The organism is Streptomyces sp. NPDC088794 (assembly GCF_044750545.1).
Classification (GTDB): Bacteria; Actinomycetota; Actinomycetes; order Streptomycetales; family Streptomycetaceae; genus Streptomyces.
This window is the reverse complement of record NZ_JBIVKB010000002.1, coordinates 924376-944164: the sequence shown is the minus strand read 5'-3', so window position 1 is coordinate 944164 and position 19789 is coordinate 924376. Positions and strand designations below refer to the sequence as shown.

Here is a 19789-nt window from a genome sequence, read left to right as displayed (position 1 = left end):
GCCCGGTTACATTCCGAACCCGGAAGCTAAGCCTTACAGCGCCGATGGTACTGCAGGGGGGACCCTGTGGGAGAGTAGGACACCGCCGAACAATTCTTGAGAAAACCCCCGTACCGTTTATTCGGTACGGGGGTTTTCTGCGTTTCGGGCCGCACGCATTTAGGGTTGGCGGTATGCGCTATGACCTCGTCATCTTCGACAACGACGGTGTCCTCGTCGACAGTGAGCCCATCTCCAACCGGCTCCTCGCCGCGTACCTGACCGAGCTCGGGTACCCGACGTCGTACGAGGACTCGCTCCGTGACTACATGGGTTCCGCCATGCACCGGGTCCATGAGGTGGTGGAGGAGCGGACCGGGGAGTCGTTGCCGGCTGACTTCGATGATGTCTTTCATGCGCGGGTGTTCGCCGCGTTCGAGCGGGAGTTGCGGCCGGTGCCCGGGGTCGAGGGCGTGCTCGCGAGGCTTGTCGAGGACGGGGTGCCGTACTGCGTGGCGTCCTCGGGGAGTCATGAGCGGATCCGGGTGGGGCATCGGACGACCGGGCTGGACCGGTGGTTCGACGAGGCGCGGATCTTCAGTGCTCAGGATGTGGGGCGGGGGAAGCCCGATCCGGATCTGTTCCTGTACGCGGCGGAGCGGATGGGCGTTGCGCCCGGCCGGTGTGTGGTGGTCGAGGACTCTCCGCTGGGGGTGCAGGCGGGGGTGGCGGCCGGGATGGATGTGCTCGGGTTCACCGCCATGACGTCGGGGGAGAAGCTCGCCGGGGCCGGCAAACTCTTCGGGGACATGGGGGAGTTGGCCGAGCTGCTGGACTGACCTTGCCGCACTGACATTTGTCATGCCGAGCTCTGGACGATCGTTTCTACTGGGAGACCCCGCCCGGCGGCCAAGCTGAGGGCATGACGACGAAGACGAGCAAGCAGAGCACCTTCGGTCCGCTGGTCGTGGATGTGGCGGTCCCTCTCGGTTCGTACTACCTGTTCAAGGACGCCTTCGGGATGAGCACCTTCGCGGCGCTGGCCTGGAGCAGTGTGGTTCCGGCTCTGCGGACGGTCTGGAGCCTGGTGCGGGAGCGGCGGACGAACAGGCTGGCCGGGCTCATCCTGGTCGTCAACGTCGTCTCTCTGGTGCTGAGCTTCGTCGCCGGTGACCCGCGGCTGATGCTCGCCAAGGACAGCGCGGTCAGCAGCACGATCGGGATCGGGATCCTTGTCTCCGTGGCCCTCGGCCGGCCGATGATGACCGCCGGTATGAAGCCCTTCCTGATCAAGGGCGACCTGGCCAAGGAGGCCGCCTGGCGGCGGCTGGCGTCTGGTCGGGCGGCCGCTTCGGCGGACTTCCTGCGCAAGGAGCGGCTGTTCTCGGTGGTGTGGGGCGTGGCGCTGCTCGCGGAGTGTGTGGCGCGGGTCGTGGGGGCGTACACGATCCCGGTGGACACCATGGTGTGGCTGGGGACGGTCGTGATGGCCGGCGTGATGACGCTGACGTTCCTCGTCAGCGGTGCGCTGGCCGCCGGGCCCATGGCGGAGATGGTCGCCGCCGAAGCCGAGACTGAGGGGAACACCGCGAGCGAGGCAGTGGGCCTCCAGGTCGAGGTCGCCGTCGCCGCCTGACGCTCGTGAGAGGGATCGTGGGTAAAGCTGAAGGAAATTCATCTTTGGCTGGATCTACCCACAGGTAGCCTGGGGCCCTACGCTCGCCGCCATGACAGATGTGCTGCGGCGCGGTAGGGCCTCTCTGGCGTTGAGCTTCTTCGCCCAGGGCGCCATCTTCGCCCTTCTCGTGACCCGGATCCCGGCCATCCAGGACCGGTACGGGGTCTCCGACGCGCTGCTGCCCGCCTTCCTGGCCGCCGTGCCGATCCTGGCCGGGGTCGGGAGCGTGACGACCGAGCAGTTGGTGAAGAGGGTCCCGCCGAGCCTGCTGCTGCGTTGGTCCCAGCCCGTGGTGATGCTGGCCCTGCTCGGAGTCGGGGCGGGCGACTCCAAGGCCGAACTGGCCATCTCGCTCGTCGCCTTCGGGCTGGCCGTGGGTGCGCTGGACGCCTCGATGAACATGCTCGGGGTGAGTCTGCAGCGGGCGTACGGGCGGAGCATCATGCTCAGCTTCCATGCCGTGTACAGCCTGGGCGGGATTGTGGGGGCCTCGCTGGCGTGGGCGGGGGCGCACTGGCATCTCGCGCTGTGGGTCTCGTATCTGCCGGTCGTGGCTGTGCTGTTGCCGGCCGCGCTGGTGGGGAGTCGGTGGTACGTCGACGGGGACGGCGGCGAGGGGGGCGGCTCGGCGGAGGAGGCGGACGCGGCGGCGAAGGGGGCCGGCGGGGGTGTCGTCTTCAAGATGCTGCTGCCGCTGTGTCTGGTGATGACCTTCGCCTACATCGGGGACTCGACCGTCTCCAACTGGAGCGCGAAGTATCTGCAGGACGTGCTGGGAAGTTCGGAGCAGCTCGCGACCGTGCCGTACAACGTGTACATGGTGACCACGCTGCTGGGGCGGGCGCTCGGGGACTTCGGGGTGCGGCGGTTCGGGGCCGTAGTGGTCGTGCGGGTGGGGGCGTTGGTGGCGGCGGGCGGGTTCGCGGTGGTGGCCGTGGCGCCGGGGCCGTGGGTCGGGATGCTGGGGTTCACGCTGCTGGGGCTGGGGTTGTGTGTGCTGGTGCCGCAGACGTTCGCGGCGGCCGGGCGGATGTTCCCGGGGGCTTCGGACGCGGCGATCGCGCGGCTCAATGTCTTCAACTACGTGGGATTTCTGATCGGTTCGCCGCTCGTGGGGGCGTTGGGGGATGCGTGGAGTTATCGCGGGGCGATGCTCGTGCCGATGGTGTTGGTGCTGGTGACACTGGTGTACGCCAAGTCGTTCGCTCCTCAACAGGACCGATACGGTGGCGGGCATGAGCGGCCGCGCACAGCTGATGTGGGACGAGGCAGTAACGGGCTATGACTTCGGTCGGGACCATCCGATGGACCCGATCCGGCTCGCCCTGACCAGGCGACTCGTCGACGCCTTCGGGCTCGACAAGGACGTCGACGTGGTCGCGGCGAAGCCGGCCGGGGAGTCGACGCTGCGGCTGGTCCACCGGGAGGACTACGTCGAGGCCGTGAAGGCGGCTTCCGTGGATCCGGGGGTGGCCGATGGGGCGTACGGGCTCGGGACCATGGATGATCCGGCGTTCGCGGGGATGCATGAGGTGTCCGCGCTGATCGCCGGGCAGTCGGTGGGGGCGGCGGAGGCGGTGTGGGGCGGGGACGTCATGCACGCCGTGAATTTCGCGGGTGGGTTGCACCATGCGATGCCGGGGGCCGCGTCGGGGTTCTGCATCTACAACGATGCGTCGCTGGCCATTGCGCGGCTGTTGGAGCTCGGGGCCGAGCGGGTCGCGTACATCGATGTGGACGTGCATCACGGGGACGGGGTGCAAGCCGCGTTCTGGGAGGATCCGCGGGTTTTGACGATCTCCCTGCATGAGCATCCGCGGACGTTGTTTCCGCAGACCGGGTGGCCGGAGGAGACGGGTTCCGGGGCGGGGGAGGGGGCGGCTGTGAATGTCGCGTTGCCTGCGGGGACGGGGGATGCGGGGTGGTTGCGGGCGTTTCACGCGGTGGTGCCGGAGCTGATTGCTGACTTTCGGCCGCAGGTGTTGGTGACGCAGCACGGGGCCGATACGCATTTTGAGGATCCGCTTGCGCATCTGGCCGTGTCGTTGGATGCGCAGCGGGCGGTGCAGGTCGCGTGTCATGAGCTGGCGCATGCGTATGCGGACGGGAAGTGGGTCGCGTTGGGGGGTGGGGGGTACGCCGTGGTGGATGTGGTGCCGCGGTCCTGGACGCATCTGGTGGCTATTGCTGCGGGGCGGGAGATTTTGCCGGAGGCGCTTGTGCCGGAGAGTTGGCGGCAGGAAGTGTTTGCTCGGACGCGGCAGTTGGGGCCTGGGCGGATGACTGACGGGCGGTGGCCGGTGTCTTTTGCTGATTGGGATGCGGGGTACGACCCTGCGGATCGGTTGGATCAGGCGGTGCTGGCTACTCGGCGGGCGGTTTATCCGTTGCGGGGGTTGTTGGCGTAGGGGAGTAAGGGCGTTGGGCGTAGGGGTGTTGGGGCTGCTGAGGTGGGGGCGGTTGGCGTAGCGGGGTTTCGCTTGCCCGCGCTTGCGGGGTGCCGCTGCGCCCACCCGTGCCGCCCCAGCGGCACGACTGCCCGCAGCTAGGGCAGCTAGGGCAGTTACGGACGCTGGGGCGGGTGGGGTGTGCGGCACGACTGCCCGCAGCTAGGGCAGCTAGGGCAGTTACGGACGCTGGGGCGGGTGGGGTGAGCGGCGCGACTGCCCGCAGCTAGGGCAGCTACGGAAGCTGGGGCGGGTGGGGTGGTGCCGGGGGCGGGTGGTCAAGGTGCCCCCGGCGTTGGGGTCAGCCGCAGTGGCCTGAGTCGCCGCCTGTTGCCGTGCCGATGGCGCCGAGCCATTCGATGCAGTGGCCGCGCGCGCTCATGTAGACCGGGCCGGCGTACGACGTGTACTTGCCGTTGTCGCGAACCGGGGTGGTCTCGTGGTCGGTGACGATGTTGAGTTCCACGGCCATGTAGATCTTCGCGCCCGTGGTGTTGCGGATGGTCACGGCACAGTTCTTGCCGGTCGACTCGTTCCAGGTCACGTACACCTTGCCGGAGTTGCCCACCGGCGTGGAGTCGATGACCTTGTAGCCGGTGCCGCAGACGCCGTTGTAGGCCGCGGCCGCCGACTTGGTGGCGACCGGCTTCACCGTTGCCGCTGACGCGGGAGAGGTGCCGGCGATGGCTCCTCCGACCGCCAGGACGGTGAGTGCGGCGGCCGTTGTGACGCGACGGGACAGCTTCATTCCCATGGTTGTTCCCCCTGTTGTGGTGCCTGGTGTGGTGCCTGCTGTGATGCTTGGTCAACTTGCTTGGGACGGTTGGTCATTGCCGTCCACGCACAGTGAGACCAGGCGTCCGGTGCGTTGGTTGTGGTGCCTTTTGTCACCGTTCTGTCACCGGGCCCGCATCGGTCGCTAGGCCAACCGTGCGGTGTTCGTGGGCTTTTCGGCGTGGCCCGGGCCGGTGTCCGTCACCATCGCACTCGTGTTGAGCACCGGAGCACTGCGCGCCCATCTGCTGGCCGCCCGCCTGGCCGGGACGGTGGCCACCTCGCGGGAGGAGAGCCTGCGCAGCTATCGGCTCTTCGCCGCACGTGACCCCCGGGTGATGATCGGGATCGATCCCGAATGGACCTGGCGGCAGCGGGACTTGATCCAGTTGATGGCGGACAAGTGTGGGGTTTCGGCCGATCCACAGCACACCTCAGGCCATGATGTGATTGATCCGGAGCGGACTCTGACCGCTCTGGATGCCTTTGCGGAACGTCTGGGCGCGGCTGCTGAGCGTGGCGCTCCGGTACTGTTCGGCACCGGCCACCCCCACCGGCTCCTCGGCTTCTACGCCGCGCTTGCGGACGCGCTGTCGGCGGCGGGATGTACCGTCCTCACACCGGCGCATGGTCGCTGTGTCGACATAACGACCCGGTTCGGTCTACGCACGTACAACCTTGACTACGTACGAGGAGTCGCGCTCGTCCGCGAACCCGGCCCCGCTCGCCCCGGTTGTGCGACCGGCGCACACACGCACTCACCGCTCCCGGTTCGGACCGTTCTGGCGGTGGCCGCGGAGGCCGGCGGGCCCCTTCCCGAGCTGGTCGTCGGGGACCATGGATGGGTCTGCGGAGCAGGTCAGCTGGGGTTCGAGGCCATTGGGTTGGGCGATACCGACGACCCCGCGCTCTTCGTCGGAGAGGCAGAGGGGTCCGTGTCCGTCGTCGTTCCACTTGATGACGCTGTGCGGTCTGATTACTACCGGCCGCTTACCCGCTACGTACTCAATCGAGCGTGTCTGTCACAGTAGGCCGCCGATGGGTGCACCTCTTCCCCACTCGCATCACACGCCCCTACATTGGGGAGTGAGCACGCAACGACGAAGAGTCACCGGAAGGGGAAGCCGGTGACCGTCGAGTGCGGAAGGTTCAGGTGTGTCATGGCTGCAGCTGGCGAGAGGCCTCTGAACGAGGTTCAGTTCCTTACCGTGGCGGAAGTCGCCTCGGTGATGCGAGTGTCGAAGATGACCGTGTACCGGTTGGTGCACAGCGGTCATCTGCCCGCGATCCGGGTCGGACGTTCGTTCCGTGTACCGGAGCAAGCGGTGCACGAGTACCTCCGCGAGAGCTATGTGGGGGTGGAGACAGCCTGACGGCGGCTTCCGGACCTCCCGGAAGTCCCTCGATTACGACCTCAGCGCTCGGACGGGTAGGCTGGCCCCTTGTAGGTCGTATGGGCCCATGGCGCCCAGCACCGAGTGATGAGAAGTGAGCGAGGGTAGTCGTGGGCTCTGTTATCAAGAAGCGGCGCAAGCGGATGGCTAAGAAGAAGCACCGCAAGCTGCTCAAGCGCACGCGCGTTCAGCGTCGCAACAAGAAGTAAGCGACGCCGTAGAGCGTGTTTCTGTGGCCCTCCACCGCATCCGGTGGGGGGCCACAGGCGTTTGTGATGCCGTCCGGATAACGCCACTTCGGGCATTGGGCGGTCATCACAGCGCAACACCGAACCGCTAAGTTGGCCGACATGGGGAACGCGGCAGCTGACAGGGCTCGTCGACGGCTGGAAGGAAGGCGCTGATCTTGGGGAAGGTCGTGCTCGTGACCGGGGTGGCCCGCAGGCTCGGGGGCCGGTTCGTACGACGGATCCAGCGTGACCCGCAGGTGGACCGGGTCATCGCGGTGGACGCGGTCCAGCCCGAGCATCATCTCGGTGGTGCCGAGTTCATCCAGGCGGACATCCGGCAGCCCGGTATCGCGCGGGTCCTGGCCGAGACGGGCGCCGACACCGTCGTACACCTCGATGTGACGGCGATGGCGCTGGGCAGTGGCAGCCGGACCACGGTCAAGGAGACCAACGTCATCGGCACGATGCAGCTGCTCGGTGCCTGTCAGAAGTCGCCGACGGTGAAGCGGCTGGTGGTGAAGTCCAGTACGAACGTCTACGGGTCGGCGCCCAGGGATCCGGCCGTCTTCACCGAGACGACCCCGCCCAAGTCGCTGCCCAGCGGCGGCTTCGCCAAGGACACGGTCGAGGTCGAGGGGTATGTGCGCGGGTTCGCGCGGCGGCGGCCGGATGTCGCGGTGTGTGTGCTGCGGTTCGCCAACATCCTGGGGCCGACCGCGGACACCCCGCTGACTTCGTACTTCGCGCTGCCGGTGCTGCCGACGGTGTTCGGTTACGACCCTCGGCTGCAGTTCGTGCACGAGGACGACGTGATCGAGGTGCTGCGGATCGGCTCGCACGAACCGGCGCGGGGCACGCTCAACAGCGGGACCTTCAACATCGCCGGGGACGGCGTCCTGCTGCTGTCCCAGTGCTCGCGGCGGCTGGGGCGGCCGACGGTGCCGTTGCTGCTGCCGGCGCTCACCTGGGCCGGGTCGCTGGTGCGTACGCTGGGCATGACGGACTTCTCGCCGGAGCAGATCCGGCTGTTGACCCATGGCCGGGTCGTGGCGACGGACCAGATGCGCGAGACGCTCGGGTTCAAGCCGAAGTACACGACGGCGGAGACCTTCGCGGACTTCGCGCGCAGCCGGGGTCCCGGACTCCTGCCCCCGGAGGCCCTCGCGGGGGCCGTCGACCGGCTCGCCGCGCTGCCCGCCCTGGGCGGCCACCCCCCGACGCAGAGCGCCAACTGAGGAGCGCATCAACGATGGCTGATGCCAAGGTCATTCCGTTCGACGACGACCGGTCCCGCTCGGGTGCCGTACCGCGGCCGGCGCGGCGTCGGAGCGCGGGGAGCCGGCGCGGCAAGACCGCGGAACCCGCGCTGGTCCGCGAGGTACAGCCCCTGCCCAGCAGGGCGCCGGCGCAGGATGATGTTCCTGTGACGCGTGAGGAACAGGAACAGCCGCCCGGGCGGCCCCAGGACGACGGCGATCTGGAACGTCGGATCGCGAGCGGACTGTCCTTCCTGCGCCGCCGGCTCACCGGCGACTACGAGGTCGACGACTTCGGCTACGACGAGGAGCTCACCGACCAGGTCCTGATGCCGGCGCTGCGCCCGGTGTACGAGAAGTACTTCCGGGTCGAGGTCAAGGGCGTCGAGAACATCCCGGCCGAGGGCGGCGCGCTGATCGTCGCCAACCACTCCGGGACGATTCCGCTGGACGGCGTGATGATGCAGATCGCCGTCCACGACAACCACCCCGCGAACCGTCATCTCCGGCTGCTCGCGGCGGACCTGGTCTTCATGCTCCCGGTCGTCAACGAGCTGGCCCGCAAGGCCGGTCACACCCTCGCCTGCGCCGAGGACGCCGAACGGCTGCTGGGCCGCGGCGAACTGGTCGGCGTGATGCCGGAGGGCTTCAAGGGCATCGGCAAGCCGTTCGGCGAGCGCTACAAACTCCAGCGGTTCGGCCGCGGCGGCTTCGTCTCCACGGCCCTGCGCAAGGGCACCCCGATCATCCCGTGCTCGATCGTGGGCGCGGAGGAGATCTACCCGATGATCGGCAACTCCAAGACCCTGGCGCGGGTCCTGGGCTTCCCGTACTTCCCGATCACGCCCACCTTCCCGTGGCTGGGCCCGCTCGGCGCGATCCCGCTCCCCACGAAGTGGACGATCCAGTTCGGCGAGCCGATCCCGACGGACGGCTACCCGCCGGAGGCGGCGGAGGACCCGATGCTGATGTTCAACCTGACCGATCAAGTGCGCGAGCAGATCCAGCACACGCTGTACAAGTTGCTGGTGCAGCGGCGGTCGGTGTTCTTCTAGGGACTTCGTCCACGAGACGAGCGGATACGTCGATGGGGGCGCCCTCCTGAAAAGGGCGCCCCCATCGATCTGTTGAGCCGGCGGAGCTAGTTCGCGTCCTCGCCGTCGATTCCCAGGCCTGGGAGCAGGCCGGGGAGGAGGGGCGGGATCGTTACGTCCGGGGCTGTGCCGGTGGACTTGGACGGGGACGGGGAGGCGCTGCTCGTGGCGCCCGGTGGGTCGAGGAGGCCGCCCGTGTTGCCGCCGAGCAGGCCGTCGTTGCCGGTCTCGGCCGACTTGCTGGGGCTGGACGAGTGGCTGTTCTCGGAGGTGCCGTTGCCGGTGCTCGGGGTGGTCGAGCGGTCGGTGCCGGACGACGTGCCCGTGGACCCCGTACCGGAGCCCTGGCGGTTGCCGCCGCTGCCGGTGCTGCCCTTGGCCGGGGGCTTGGGGAGCAGGGACTGCAGCGGAGCGACCTCTTCGTCTATGGCGTCGAAGACCGAGGACACCTCGTCGCTGACGTCGCCGAGCTGGACCGGCAGGCGGTCGCGGAGGGCGCCCCAGGCCTCGCGGTGCGAGCGCGAGAAGGCGTCGAGGGCCTGGATGGGGCCCAGCTTGTCCGGGTCGCGCTCGTAGGCCTCGTGCAGCAGTCGGTGGCCCTCGGCCGCGTCGTGCCGCATGCCCGACAGGGCACGTCGGATCTCGCCCAGCGACTCGTGGTCCAGGTGGCCACCGCGGTCGCGCTCCATCAGCCGACGGGCCTCGCTCAGCCGGTTGGAGGCCTGGTCGAGGTAGGCGACTCCGCGCTCGTCGTCGCCTTCGGACAGATAGTTGAGCTTGAAGTCCTCGATGCCTCGCTTGAGTCCGTAGAGCGAGTCACCGGGCAGCGCGTCCGAGCTGGCAGCGGCGACTCCGCCGAAGGCGCTCGCCGCGACACCGACGCTGAGCCCGCCGGCGGCGAGGCCCTTGCTCAGTCGCGATCTCGGCCGCAGTTTCCCCAGCGGGCTCGCCCGGTGCGCACCCCGGGCCCGGTGGGAACGCTGCTCCGGTACCGATGGGTCCGTCGCCCCGCCCCCTGCGCCCTCCTGGAGCATGGCCTCGAACGCGGCCACCAGCTGGGCCCGCTGGACGACCTTCACCTCGGGGTCCAGCATCGGCCTCGGCAGGTCGCCGAGACACTCCGTGAGGGCCATTAGGCGGCCCTGCTCGGTCTGTTCCGCAGCAGCCGGAGCCGGGGCCGGTCCTTCGGACTGCTCGGCCGCAGGGTCCTGGTAGGACTGCTCCTCCAGGGCCTGGGCGAAGGCGTTCGCCCGCCGGTGCGCCGATACGTTCGCGATCACTGGCGGCACCTCCTCTCGTCATGACGGTCGACTCCCCTGGGATCCGGACGGTTGCCCACCTCGATCGTTTCCACACGATCGAGTGATCGGGCTTTGGCCCGGACGTGACCACAGGGAGCCTGCATCCCGCACAACGAGCGGCGTGGCACTTGGGTTACGGACGACGGATGATCGGATCGGGAAGTCAACGGACTTTCACTGAACGTGAGTTGGGTATCGCGGAGAGTGGCGTGCTCAGCGTGCGTCGTCCGGCAGGAGCCGGGCGAGCGTACGCACCGCCCGGTACTGGAGGGTCTTGATCGCGCCCTCGTTCTTGCCCATCACGCGGGCGGTCTCGGCGACGGACAGCCCCTGGAGGAACCGGAGCGTCACACACTCCTGCTGCTGAGGGTTGAGCCGTCGCACCGCGTCGAGCAGGGCGGTGTTCGACAGGGACTCCAGGACGGCGTCCTCGGGCGAGCGCTCGACCTCGTTGGCGTCGAGCATCTCGCCGGTCGTGACCTCCAGCCGGAAACGGCTGGACTTGAAGTGGTCGGCGACCAGGTTGCGGGCGATGGTCACCAGCCATGCGCCGAAGTCGCGGCCCTGCCAGGTGAAGGTCCCGATGCGCCGCAGGGCGCGCAGGAACGTCTCGCTGGTGAGGTCCTCGGCGGTGGCCTTTCCGCCCACCCGGTAATAGATGTACCGGTACACGGTGTCGCTGTACTGGTCGTAGAGACGCCCGAAGGCGTCGGCCTCGCCGGCCTGGGCGCGCTCGACGAGGTCCATCATGCGGGCGCTGTCACTGTCCGCGGCCGGGCGGCGCGCGGTGGTGGCGCCGGTGGTCCGCCCTCGTCTTCCGACGGCGGCGGTGCCGTCGGCCAGTGCGTAGCACGGGCCGACGGGGGTGGTGGCTACGGCAAGGGCGGGGACGGCGTACGCGGTGGGGACGAAGCCGCGCAACAGGTCTTGGACCGTTGCGCGCAGCGTAGCCAGGCCCGAGGCGTCAACCCCGACGTGTGGGTACACGGGACTCCCAGAGGCAGAGCTTCCATCACGTGCAGTGCGGGACCGTTCACCCGTCGTAGCGACGGAGGGGTACCGGTTTGCGTCTGAGGAGAATAACGCTTCGTGCAGGCGCTGCTACACCCAGTTGCTCAAATCATCGATTACGTCGCTTCTGTAACCGATTGACGCACGATCAAGTACCGCAGAGTGACCGGTTGTTGATCGAATGCGTTCATGTTCAGTCAGGGAACGGGGCGTGTTGTGGCCGTGTGCAGCCAACGTGACTGGACAGAGGGTTACGCGGGTAAGACCCGTGGATTGGCTGCGTTTGCCCTGTTACCGGCGCCGACGGCTCAATGCGATCGCCGCCGCCGTGCCGCCCGCCACCGCGCCGACGCCGGCCGCCGCCGGGATGCCGACCTTCGCCGCCCTGCGGGCCGTGCGATAGTCGCGCAGCCGCCAGTCCAGCTTGCGGGCGTGCTTGCGCAGCTTGCTGTCCGGGTTGATGGCGTAGGGGTGGCCGACCAGCGAGAGCATCGGGATGTCGTTGTGCGAGTCGCTGTAGGCGGCGCAGCGGGACAGGTCCAGGCCCTCCGCCGCGGCCAGCGCGCGCACCGCCTCCGCCTTCGCGGGGCCGTGCAGCGGTTCGCCGACCAGCTTGCCGGTGTAGACGCCGTCGACCGACTCGGCGACCGTGCCGAGGGCGCCGGTCAGGCCGAGGCGGCGGGCGATCACCGTGGCGATCTCCACCGGAGCCGCCGTGACCAGCCACACCTTCTGGCCCGCGTCCAGGTGGGCCTGGGCGAGGGCGCGGGTGCCGGGCCAGATCCGCTCGGCCATGTACTCGTCGTAGATCTCCTCGCCGATCGACTGCAGCTCGGCGACGCGGTGGCCCTTGACGATCGACAGTGCCGAGTCGCGGGCGTCCTGCATGTGCTCGGGGTCCTCGGAGCCGGCCAGTCTGAACCAGGCCTGCTGCCAGGCGAACCGGGCGAGGTCGCGGGTCTCGAAGAACTTCCGCTTGTACAGGCCGCGGCCGAAGTGGAAGATCGACGCGCCCTGCATCACGGTGTTGTCGAGGTCGAAGAAGGCGGCGGCCTTGTCGTCGCCGAGCACCGGGAACTCCGGCTCCTCCACCGCGAGATCGGCGTCGGTGGCGTCTTCAGCGTGCTGGGCGTCCTGCGAGGACTTGCGGGCTGCCTCCGCCGAGGCCTCGCCTGCCAACACGCTTCGTGCCGTGGCGGAGCGCCTACGGGGGGTGAGCCATCCGAGAGCGGCCATGGCGTGAGCATAGCCAGTTTGTTCGGTGGCTTCGGAGTCGCGAGGTTTGGAGGCTGTGAACTCTCCGCGACCGGTCCGTTAAAGAGGGGTCACAATGGCCGACATGAGTCCCCTCTTCCGGCGCAAGGCCGATCCCGGCGACCGTTTCGTCACGCTTGTCCGCAAACCGGGTTGCCATCTGTGTGATGACGCACAAGTGGTGGTCGAGAAGGTCTGCGGCGACCTCGGCGTGCCCTGGGAGGCGAAGAGCATCGAGGCGGATCCGGAGCTGCACGACCAGTACTGGGAGCAGATTCCGGTCGTCCTGATCGACGGCGCGCAGCACACGTTCTGGCGTGTGAACGAGGAACGTTTGCGCAAGGCACTGACCGAGTAGTCCAAAGGCCCCGCGAAGTCGCTTAGGATCGACGGCGAACGGGTCTTGGGGGCGGGATTAGCGAGGAGCGTGTGCTGTTTTGCCTCCAAGAGAGAAGCGCGTGACGCCGGTCACGTTGGCCGGGCAAATCGGACACCATCTTTGTGCACGCGTTCACAAAGACATAGCCTGCTTTCGACGGGGCGGTCTGGGTTCGCGTGACCGCCTACAGCCCCGCTCTACCCGCAGGAGCACCGTGGCAACTGGCCGAACTCACCGACCGGCGACCCGAAGCCGAGGGATTCCCGAGGCCACCGTCGCCAGGCTTCCGCTGTACCTCCGAGCGCTGACCGCACTGTCGGAGCGCTCGGTACCCACGGTCTCCTCCGAGGAGCTGGCGGCCGCCGCGGGGGTCAACTCCGCGAAGCTGCGCAAGGATTTCTCCTACCTGGGCTCCTACGGAACGCGTGGTGTCGGCTACGACGTCGAGTATCTCGTCTACCAGATCTCCCGCGAACTGGGCCTCACCCAGGACTGGCCGGTAGTGATCGTCGGTATCGGAAATCTCGGTGCCGCGCTCGCCAACTACGGTGGTTTCGCCTCCCGCGGGTTCCGGGTCGCCGCGCTGATCGACGCCGATCCGGCGATGGCCGGCAAGCCGGTCGCGGGCATTCCGGTGCAGCACGCGGACGAGCTGGAAAAGATCATCGAGGACAACGGCGTGTCCATCGGGGTGATCGCCACCCCCGCCGGTGCCGCCCAGCCGGTGTGCGACCGGCTCGTGGCCGCCGGGGTCACGTCCATCCTGAACTTCGCGCCGACCGTGCTGACCGTCCCGGACGGCGTCGACGTGCGCAAGGTCGACCTCTCCATCGAGCTGCAGATCCTCGCCTTCCACGAGCAGCGCAAGGCGGGCGAGGAGCGCGCGGCCCAGGAGGCCGGACCGGCCGCCGCCACCCGCGGCAAGGCGTCCGCGAAGCAGGGGCCCGACGGGGACGTCCCCGCCGTGATGCCGGCATGAGTCTTCTCGTCGTCGGGCTGAGTCATCGCAGCGCGCCGGTCAGCGTCCTGGAGCGGGCCACGCTGCACGCCGACGCGCAGATCAAGCTCTTGCAGGACACCGTCGCCGCCGAGCCGGCCACCGAGGCCGCGGTCCTCGCCACCTGCAACCGCATCGAGCTGTACGCCGACGTGGACAAGTTCCACGCGGGGGTCGCCGAGCTGTCCACGCTGCTGGCCCAGCACAGCGGGGTCGGCCTGGAGGAGCTCACTCCTTATCTCTACGTGCACTACGAGGACCGGGCCGTCCACCATCTCTTCTCGGTGGCCTGCGGGTTGGACTCGATGGTCGTCGGCGAGGGCCAGATCCTCGGCCAGATGAAGGACTCGCTGGCCAAGGCGCAGGACCTGCACACCGCGGGCCGGCTGCTCAACGACCTCTTCCAGCAGGCCCTTCGGGTCGGCAAGCGCGCCCACTCCGAGACCGGCATCGACCGTGCGGGCCAGTCCCTGGTCACCTTCGGCCTGGAGCAACTGGCCGCCGGCGGCGACGTGCGGGACTGGGCGCGCGGCAAACGGGCCCTGGTGATCGGCGCGGGCTCGATGTCCTCGCTCGCCGCGGCCACGCTCGCCCGGGCCGGGGTCGCCGAGATCGTCATCGCCAACCGCACCGCCGACCGTGCCGAGCGCCTCGCGCAGATCCTCACCGAGGCCCCCGACCTGGACGTGGCGGCTCGCGCGGTACCGATGGATTCGGTGCCGCACGAGCTGACACGTGCCGACGTCGCGGTGTCCTGCACGGGCGCGACGGGCCTGGTCCTGGCCACCGAGACGGTCACCGGGGCGCTGGCGGGGCGCGGATTCGGAGGGCCGGCCGCCGTCGTGCCGGATGCCGTCGATGGTTCGCCGGCCGTGGAAGGCGCGGGATCCGGGGGTACGGCCTTGTCGGCGGCCCCCGTCGAGACCGGCCCGTCGGTGTCCGCCGAAGCAGCCCGCGAACTTCCGCCCACCAGCCTCGGTGCCGAGGACGGGTGTCCGCTCGACCTTCCCGGTGCGCCGGTCGATCTTCCCGCTGTGCCGGCGACCGCCGGGTTCTCCGTGCTCGGGGAAGCGGCCGTGGTCGGGATGGGCGCCGCCGAGCTGGAGCAGCATGCCGCCTGGGTGGACAACGCGCCTCGGCCGCAGAGCAGTTCCGCCCCCGGGCCGCAGGGCATCGTGCTCGACCCCGCCCGGGACGCCGACGCCATCGCGGCGCTCGCGGCCACGGCGGCACTGGTCGGACGGATCCCTGAGCGCCGTAAGCCCGAACCGGTCGTCGAGCCGCCGCGGCCCGCGCCCGTCCTCTTTCTGCTCGACCTCGCGATGCCCCGTGACATCGACGCGGGCGCGCACCGGCTGGCCGGGGTGCGCCTGGTCGACATCGAGTCGCTCGCCGAGGCCTCCGCGGACGCGCCGATGGCCGCCGACGTCGACCAGGTGCGGCGGATCGTTTCGGACGAGGTCGAGGCGTTCGGCGCGGCGCTTCGGGCCGCGCACATCACGCCGACCGTGGTCGCCCTGCGCACCATGGCCGCCGATGTCGTCGCGAGCGAGGTCGCGCGGCTCGAAGGACGGCTGCCCGGGCTCGACGAGCGGCACCGCGCCGAGATCAACCAGACCGTGAAACGCGTCGTCGACAAGCTGCTGCACGCGCCCACCGTGCGGGTCAAGCAGCTCGCGGCCGAGCCCGGCGGCGCCGGATACGCGGACGCGCTGCGCACCCTGTTCGACCTCGACCAGGAGACGGTGGCCTCCGTCTCCCGCGCCGACGAAGGCGCCGACGACGACCCCCAGTACAGCAAGAACCGAGGGCCAGCATGACTGACAAGGCACTGAGGCTCGGGACCAGGCGAAGCAGACTCGCCCTGGCCCAGTCCGGGCAGGTTGCGGACGCCGTGAGCCAGGTGACCGGACGGCCCGTCGAACTCGTGGAGATCACGACCTACGGCGACACCTCCCGCGAGCACCTCGCGCAGATCGGCGGCACGGGAGTCTTCGTGACCGCCCTGCGGGACGCGCTGCTGCGCGGCGAGGTCGACTTCGCCGTTCATTCGCTCAAGGACCTGCCGACCGCGCAGCCCGCGGACCTGGTCCTGGCCGCCGTACCCGAGCGCGAGGACCCGCGTGACGTGCTCGTCGCCCGGGACGCGCTGAAGTTCACCGACCTGCCCCGCGGGGCCCGCATCGGCACCGGTTCGCCGCGTCGCATGGCGCAGCTCAACGCGTACGCGCGCAGCCACGGACTGGACATCGACACCGTGCCGATCCGCGGGAACGTGGACACACGGATCCGATACGTGCACGACGGCGAGCTCGATGCCGTCGTCCTGGCCGCCGCCGGGCTCACCCGGATCGGCCGCATCGACGAGGCGACCGACTTCCTCTCGATAGACACGGTTTTGCCCGCTCCCGGCCAGGGAGCACTCGCGATCGAGTGTGCCGCGGACAACGCGGACCTCGTCGCGACGCTCGGCGAGCTCGACGACCCGTTCACCCGGGTCGCCGTGACGGCCGAGCGGTCACTGCTCGCCGCCCTGGAGGCCGGCTGCAGCGCACCTGTGGGTGCGTTGGCCGACCTTCTGGCCGACGGGCAGATTGTCAAGGAAATGCGCCTGCGCGGGATAGTCGGCACGACCGACGGTTCGCGTACGGTGCAGCTGTCCACCACCGGTCCCGTGCCCGAGACGCACGACCAAGCACTGGCGCTGGGTCGCGAACTCGCCGCCGCGATGCTTGCCCAGGGCGCGGCCGGTCTCATGGGGGAGCAAGCCAAGTGAGCCCCACCACTCTTCCCGCCGGTCCGGAACACGGGCACGTCACCTTCCTTGGTGCCGGACCCGGGGATCCGGGACTGCTGACTCTGCGCGCCGTAGAGGCGCTGACGCACGCGGACGTCCTGGTGGCCGAGCACGAAGTGCTGGCCGTGGTACGCACGCACGCCAGACAAGGCGTGGCCGAAGTGCACACGGACGGGGGTCCTTCGTCGGACCCGTCGCCGGGCACGGGCACGCCTCAGCTCACGGTTGTTGACAGTGCGTCAACAACCGCTGGGGTCCCCGCGGTACGGGATGCCGCACATCTTGTCATGGAGGCCGCACGGGGCGGCAGGCGGGTGGTACGTGCGGTGTCCGGGGACCCCGGACTTGATACGTACGCCGCCTCCGAAATGCTCGCCTGCGCCGCGGCCGGTGTTCCCTTCGAGGTCGTGCCGGGTGTCGCGACGGCCGTCGGCGTACCCGCGTACGCCGGTGTCCCGCTGCGCGACGCCGAGGGCGCGGACGTCCGGTTCGTGGACGCCCGCAGCGCCTCCGACCGGTGCTGGACGGAGGTGGGTGCCTCCGACGGGACCGTGGTCGTGTCGGCGACGCTCGACTCCGTCGGCGCCGCGGCCGGCGAACTGGTGTCCGCAGGCCGCAAGCCGGACACCCCGATGACGGTCACGATCGCCGGTACGACCACCCGGCAGCGGACCTGGTCCGCCACCCTCGGCACGATCGCGCAGACGCTGAAGCAGGCCAAGGCGCTGCCCTCGCCGGAAGGCGGGCGGCCGGTGATAGCCGTGGTCGGTGAGCGGTCCGCCGCCGCGCAGCGCGACCAGTTGTCGTGGTTCGAGTCCAAGCCGATGTTCGGCTGGAAGGTGCTCGTGCCGCGGACGAAGGAGCAGGCGGCTTCGCTCTCCGACCAGTTGAGGTCGTACGGGGCCGTGCCGTACGAGGTGCCGACGATCGCCGTCGAGCCGCCGCGGACGCCGCAGCAGATGGAGCGGGCCGTGAAGGGGCTCGTCACCGGGCGGTACGAGTGGATCGCGTTCACCTCGGTCAACGCGGTGAAGGCGGTGCGGGAGAAGTTCGAGGAGTACGGGCTCGATGCCCGTGCTTTCGCGGGGATCAAGGTCGCCGCGGTGGGGGAGCAGACGGCCAAGGCCCTTGTCGCCTTTGGTGTGAAGCCTGATCTCGTGCCGAGTGGTGAGCAGTCCGCTGCCGGGTTGTTGGAGGACTGGCCTCCTTATGACCCGGTCTTCGATCCGATCGACCGTGTTTTTCTGCCGCGTGCCGATATCGCCACCGAGACGCTGGTCGCCGGGCTGATCGAGCTCGGGTGGGAGGTGGACGACGTGACCGCGTATCGGACCGTGCGGGCGTCGCCGCCGCCGGCGGAGACTCGGGAGGCGATCAAGGGGGGTGGCTTCGATGCCGTTCTCTTCACGTCGTCGTCCACTGTGCGGAATCTGGTGGGGATCGCCGGTAAGCCGCACAACGTGACGGTGATCGCCTGTATCGGGCCGGCCACCGCCAAGACTGCGGAGGAGCATGGGCTGCGGGTGGATGTGATGGCTCCTGAGCCGTCTGTTCACAAGCTGGCTGAGGCGCTTGCCGAGTTTGGGTTGCGGCGTCGGGCGGCTGCTCTGGAGGCCGGGGATCCTGTTACCCGGCCCAGTGAGCGGCGGCCGGGGGCCAGGCGTCGTCGGACGACTTGAGGTGAGTGGGGGCGCGCGTCCGTGGGGGCTGCGCCCCCTCACCCCCATCGGCCCTGAAGGGGCCTCGTCCTCAAACGCCGGACGGGCTGGATTCGGCGGGCCTGCGCCGAGCAGCGCCGTGCCCGGCGGCTGGGGCGGGTGGGGAGGCGTGGCCCGCAGCTCGGTACGGATGTCGACTGGGCGTTGGCAAAGGTGCTCCTGAGCCCGGCGTAGCGTAGGAGTTATGACGAAGTACGGCTCTTTTCCCGGTGCCCGTCCTCGGCGGTTGCGTACTACGCCCGTCATGCGTCGGATGGTCGCTGAGACCCGGTTGCATCCCGCGGACTTCATTCTTCCGGCGTTCGTGCGGGAGGGGGTGAGTGAGCCCGTGCCGATCGGGGCCATGCCCGGGGTCGTGCAGCACACGCGGGACAGTCTGAAGAAGGCCGCCGCCGAGGCCGTTGAGGCGGGCATCTCCGGGATCATGCTCTTCGGCGTGCCGGAGGAGAGCAAGAAGGACGCTCTCGGGACCGCCGGGACCGATCCGGACGGGATTCTGCAGGTCGCTCTGCGGGACGTGCGGGCCGAGGTCGGTGACGAGTTGCTCGTGATGTCCGATCTCTGTCTCGATGAGACCACCGATCATGGGCATTGCGGGGTGCTCGATGCCGAGGGGCGCGTCGACAACGACGCCACCCTTGAGCGGTACGCCGAGATGGCTCAGGTGCAGGCCGATGCCGGGGCTCATGTCGTGGGCCCCAGCGGGATGATGGACGGGCAGATCGGGGTCATCCGGGACGCGCTCGACCAGATCGGGCGGGAGGACGTCGCCATCCTCGCCTACACCGTGAAGTACGCCTCCGCCTTCTTCGGGCCCTTCCGGGAAGCCGTCGGGTCGTCGTTGAAGGGTGATCGGAAGACCTATCAGCAGGATCCCGCCAACGCGCGTGACTCGTTGCGGGAGTTGGCCCTTGATCTGGAGGAGGGGGCCGACATGGTGATGGTGAAGCCGGCCGGGCCCTACCTCGACATCCTCGCCCGGGTCGCGGACTCGGTGGACGTGCCCGTCGCCGCGTACCAGATCTCCGGTGAGTACTCGATGATCGAGGCCGCCGCCGAGAAGGGCTGGATCGATCGTGATCAGGCCATCCTGGAAGCACTGACCGGCATCAAGCGGGCCGGGGCGCAGAACATCCTCACGTACTGGGCCACCGAGGTGGCGCGAAAGCTGCGTTGAGCAACGGATCGAGATCGTCCCGGCCTCGAATCGGTGACCGACCGGCAACGGAATGTGCTCGGTTGGGACACGAGGGGAACTCGGGTGGGGGTCGGAGAGGGCTCGGGTAGGGCTCGGGATGGGGAACCGTTGGTGGATCCATGGTGGAAGGCGATGGATCTGTCCTGAAATCGGTCAACCAAAGGGGGGTTGGGCGGGGTCGCGGACCCTGTTCGGCCCCTCCGGTCGTGGTGATCAACCGAATTGACGTGAAGTCAACGCCCTCCATACCTTCTGCGCCTGGCCTGATCCATTTCGGACGGC

The 19789-nt window shown here is 69.1% G+C and carries 19 protein-coding genes and 1 rRNA gene; 16 read left to right on the top strand and 4 right to left on the bottom strand.

What is annotated here, in order from left to right; translation table 11 throughout:
- The 5 genes from rrf to ACIP6U_RS08985 all read left to right on the top strand — a co-directional run.
- Positions 1-91: ribosomal RNA gene (gene rrf, locus ACIP6U_RS09005) — 5S ribosomal RNA — on the top strand; the annotation flags it as partial.
- Between the two features lie 82 nt (positions 92-173).
- Positions 174-818 (top strand): HAD family hydrolase, encoded by a 645-nt coding sequence (locus tag ACIP6U_RS09000; RefSeq protein WP_401714390.1) that lies wholly within the window; start codon positions 174-176, stop codon positions 816-818.
- Between the two features lie 83 nt (positions 819-901).
- Positions 902-1615 (top strand): VC0807 family protein, encoded by a 714-nt coding sequence (locus ACIP6U_RS08995; protein WP_401714389.1) that lies wholly within the window; start codon positions 902-904, stop codon positions 1613-1615.
- 91 nt (positions 1616-1706) lie between these two features.
- Positions 1707-2942 (top strand): MFS transporter, encoded by a 1236-nt coding sequence (locus ACIP6U_RS08990; RefSeq protein WP_401714388.1) that lies wholly within the window; start codon positions 1707-1709, stop codon positions 2940-2942.
- Complete coding sequence (locus tag ACIP6U_RS08985; protein WP_401714387.1) at positions 2893-4065, top strand: acetoin utilization protein AcuC; 1173 nt, start codon at positions 2893-2895, stop codon at positions 4063-4065. Before ACIP6U_RS08990 ends, ACIP6U_RS08985 begins: the two co-directional genes overlap by 50 nt.
- Positions 4066-4405: 340 nt before the next feature.
- Here the strand turns inward: ACIP6U_RS08985 and ACIP6U_RS08980 are convergent, their stop codons facing one another.
- Entirely contained in the window at positions 4406-4852 is a 447-nt protein-coding gene (locus ACIP6U_RS08980; protein WP_401714445.1) for a spore-associated protein A, read from the bottom strand.
- A gap of 241 nt (positions 4853-5093) precedes the next feature.
- Here ACIP6U_RS08980 and ACIP6U_RS08975 point away from each other — a divergent pair, with 241 nt between their 5' ends.
- From ACIP6U_RS08975 to ACIP6U_RS08955, 5 genes are all read left to right on the top strand, one after another.
- The gene (locus tag ACIP6U_RS08975; protein ID WP_401714386.1) at positions 5094-5909 is read left to right on the top strand and encodes a phosphatase; all 816 of its coding nucleotides are present in this window, start codon (positions 5094-5096) and stop codon (positions 5907-5909) included.
- A gap of 129 nt (positions 5910-6038) precedes the next feature.
- Complete coding sequence (locus tag ACIP6U_RS08970; RefSeq protein WP_004984898.1) at positions 6039-6251, top strand: helix-turn-helix domain-containing protein; 213 nt, start codon at positions 6039-6041, stop codon at positions 6249-6251.
- 131 nt (positions 6252-6382) lie between these two features.
- Positions 6383-6481 carry a 30S ribosomal protein bS22 gene (locus ACIP6U_RS08965; protein WP_003948845.1) on the top strand — a complete coding sequence of 33 codons (99 nt, stop codon included), beginning with the start codon at positions 6383-6385 and terminating at the stop codon, positions 6479-6481.
- Positions 6482-6678: 197 nt separating this feature from the next.
- Positions 6679-7737: an NAD-dependent epimerase/dehydratase family protein gene (locus ACIP6U_RS08960; RefSeq protein WP_401714385.1), complete on the top strand. Its 1059-nt coding sequence runs from the start codon at positions 6679-6681 to the stop codon at positions 7735-7737.
- Between the two features lie 14 nt (positions 7738-7751).
- Complete coding sequence (locus ACIP6U_RS08955; RefSeq protein ID WP_401714384.1) at positions 7752-8813, top strand: lysophospholipid acyltransferase family protein; 1062 nt, start codon at positions 7752-7754, stop codon at positions 8811-8813.
- 86 nt (positions 8814-8899) lie between these two features.
- Here ACIP6U_RS08955 and ACIP6U_RS08950 read toward each other — a convergent pair whose 3' ends face one another.
- From ACIP6U_RS08950 to ACIP6U_RS08940, 3 genes are all read right to left on the bottom strand, one after another.
- Positions 8900-10132: a DUF5667 domain-containing protein gene (locus tag ACIP6U_RS08950; protein ID WP_401714383.1), complete on the bottom strand. Its 1233-nt coding sequence runs from the start codon at positions 10130-10132 to the stop codon at positions 8900-8902.
- A 234-nt stretch (positions 10133-10366) separates the two neighbouring features.
- Positions 10367-11140 (bottom strand): ECF subfamily RNA polymerase sigma factor, BldN family, encoded by a 774-nt coding sequence (locus ACIP6U_RS08945; RefSeq protein ID WP_401714382.1) that lies wholly within the window; start codon positions 11138-11140, stop codon positions 10367-10369.
- A 315-nt stretch (positions 11141-11455) separates the two neighbouring features.
- Positions 11456-12400 carry an HAD family phosphatase gene (locus ACIP6U_RS08940; RefSeq protein ID WP_280883215.1) on the bottom strand — a complete coding sequence of 315 codons (945 nt, stop codon included), beginning with the start codon at positions 12398-12400 and terminating at the stop codon, positions 11456-11458.
- 94 nt (positions 12401-12494) lie between these two features.
- Between ACIP6U_RS08940 and ACIP6U_RS08935 the strand changes: the two genes are divergently transcribed.
- The 6 genes from ACIP6U_RS08935 to hemB all read left to right on the top strand — a co-directional run bounded on the left by ACIP6U_RS08935 (position 12495) and on the right by hemB (position 19486).
- A complete protein-coding gene (locus ACIP6U_RS08935) occupies positions 12495-12776 on the top strand; it encodes a glutaredoxin family protein (RefSeq protein ID WP_185146082.1) in 282 nt (93 codons plus the stop codon).
- 235 nt (positions 12777-13011) lie between these two features.
- The gene (locus ACIP6U_RS08930) at positions 13012-13776 is read left to right on the top strand and encodes a redox-sensing transcriptional repressor Rex (protein WP_401714381.1); all 765 of its coding nucleotides are present in this window, start codon (positions 13012-13014) and stop codon (positions 13774-13776) included.
- The gene (locus ACIP6U_RS08925; protein ID WP_401714380.1) at positions 13773-15614 is read left to right on the top strand and encodes a glutamyl-tRNA reductase; all 1842 of its coding nucleotides are present in this window, start codon (positions 13773-13775) and stop codon (positions 15612-15614) included. The genes ACIP6U_RS08930 and ACIP6U_RS08925 overlap by 4 nt, the downstream gene beginning before the upstream one ends.
- Positions 15611-16570 carry a hydroxymethylbilane synthase gene (gene hemC / locus ACIP6U_RS08920; protein WP_401714379.1) on the top strand — a complete coding sequence of 320 codons (960 nt, stop codon included), beginning with the start codon at positions 15611-15613 and terminating at the stop codon, positions 16568-16570. Before ACIP6U_RS08925 ends, hemC begins: the two co-directional genes overlap by 4 nt.
- The gene (locus tag ACIP6U_RS08915; RefSeq protein ID WP_401714378.1) at positions 16567-18270 is read left to right on the top strand and encodes a uroporphyrinogen-III synthase; all 1704 of its coding nucleotides are present in this window, start codon (positions 16567-16569) and stop codon (positions 18268-18270) included. Before hemC ends, ACIP6U_RS08915 begins: the two co-directional genes overlap by 4 nt.
- A 223-nt stretch (positions 18271-18493) precedes the next feature.
- Entirely contained in the window at positions 18494-19486 is a 993-nt protein-coding gene (hemB, locus tag ACIP6U_RS08910; protein WP_401714377.1) for a porphobilinogen synthase, read from the top strand.
- The last annotated feature ends 303 nt before the right edge of the window (positions 19487-19789 follow it).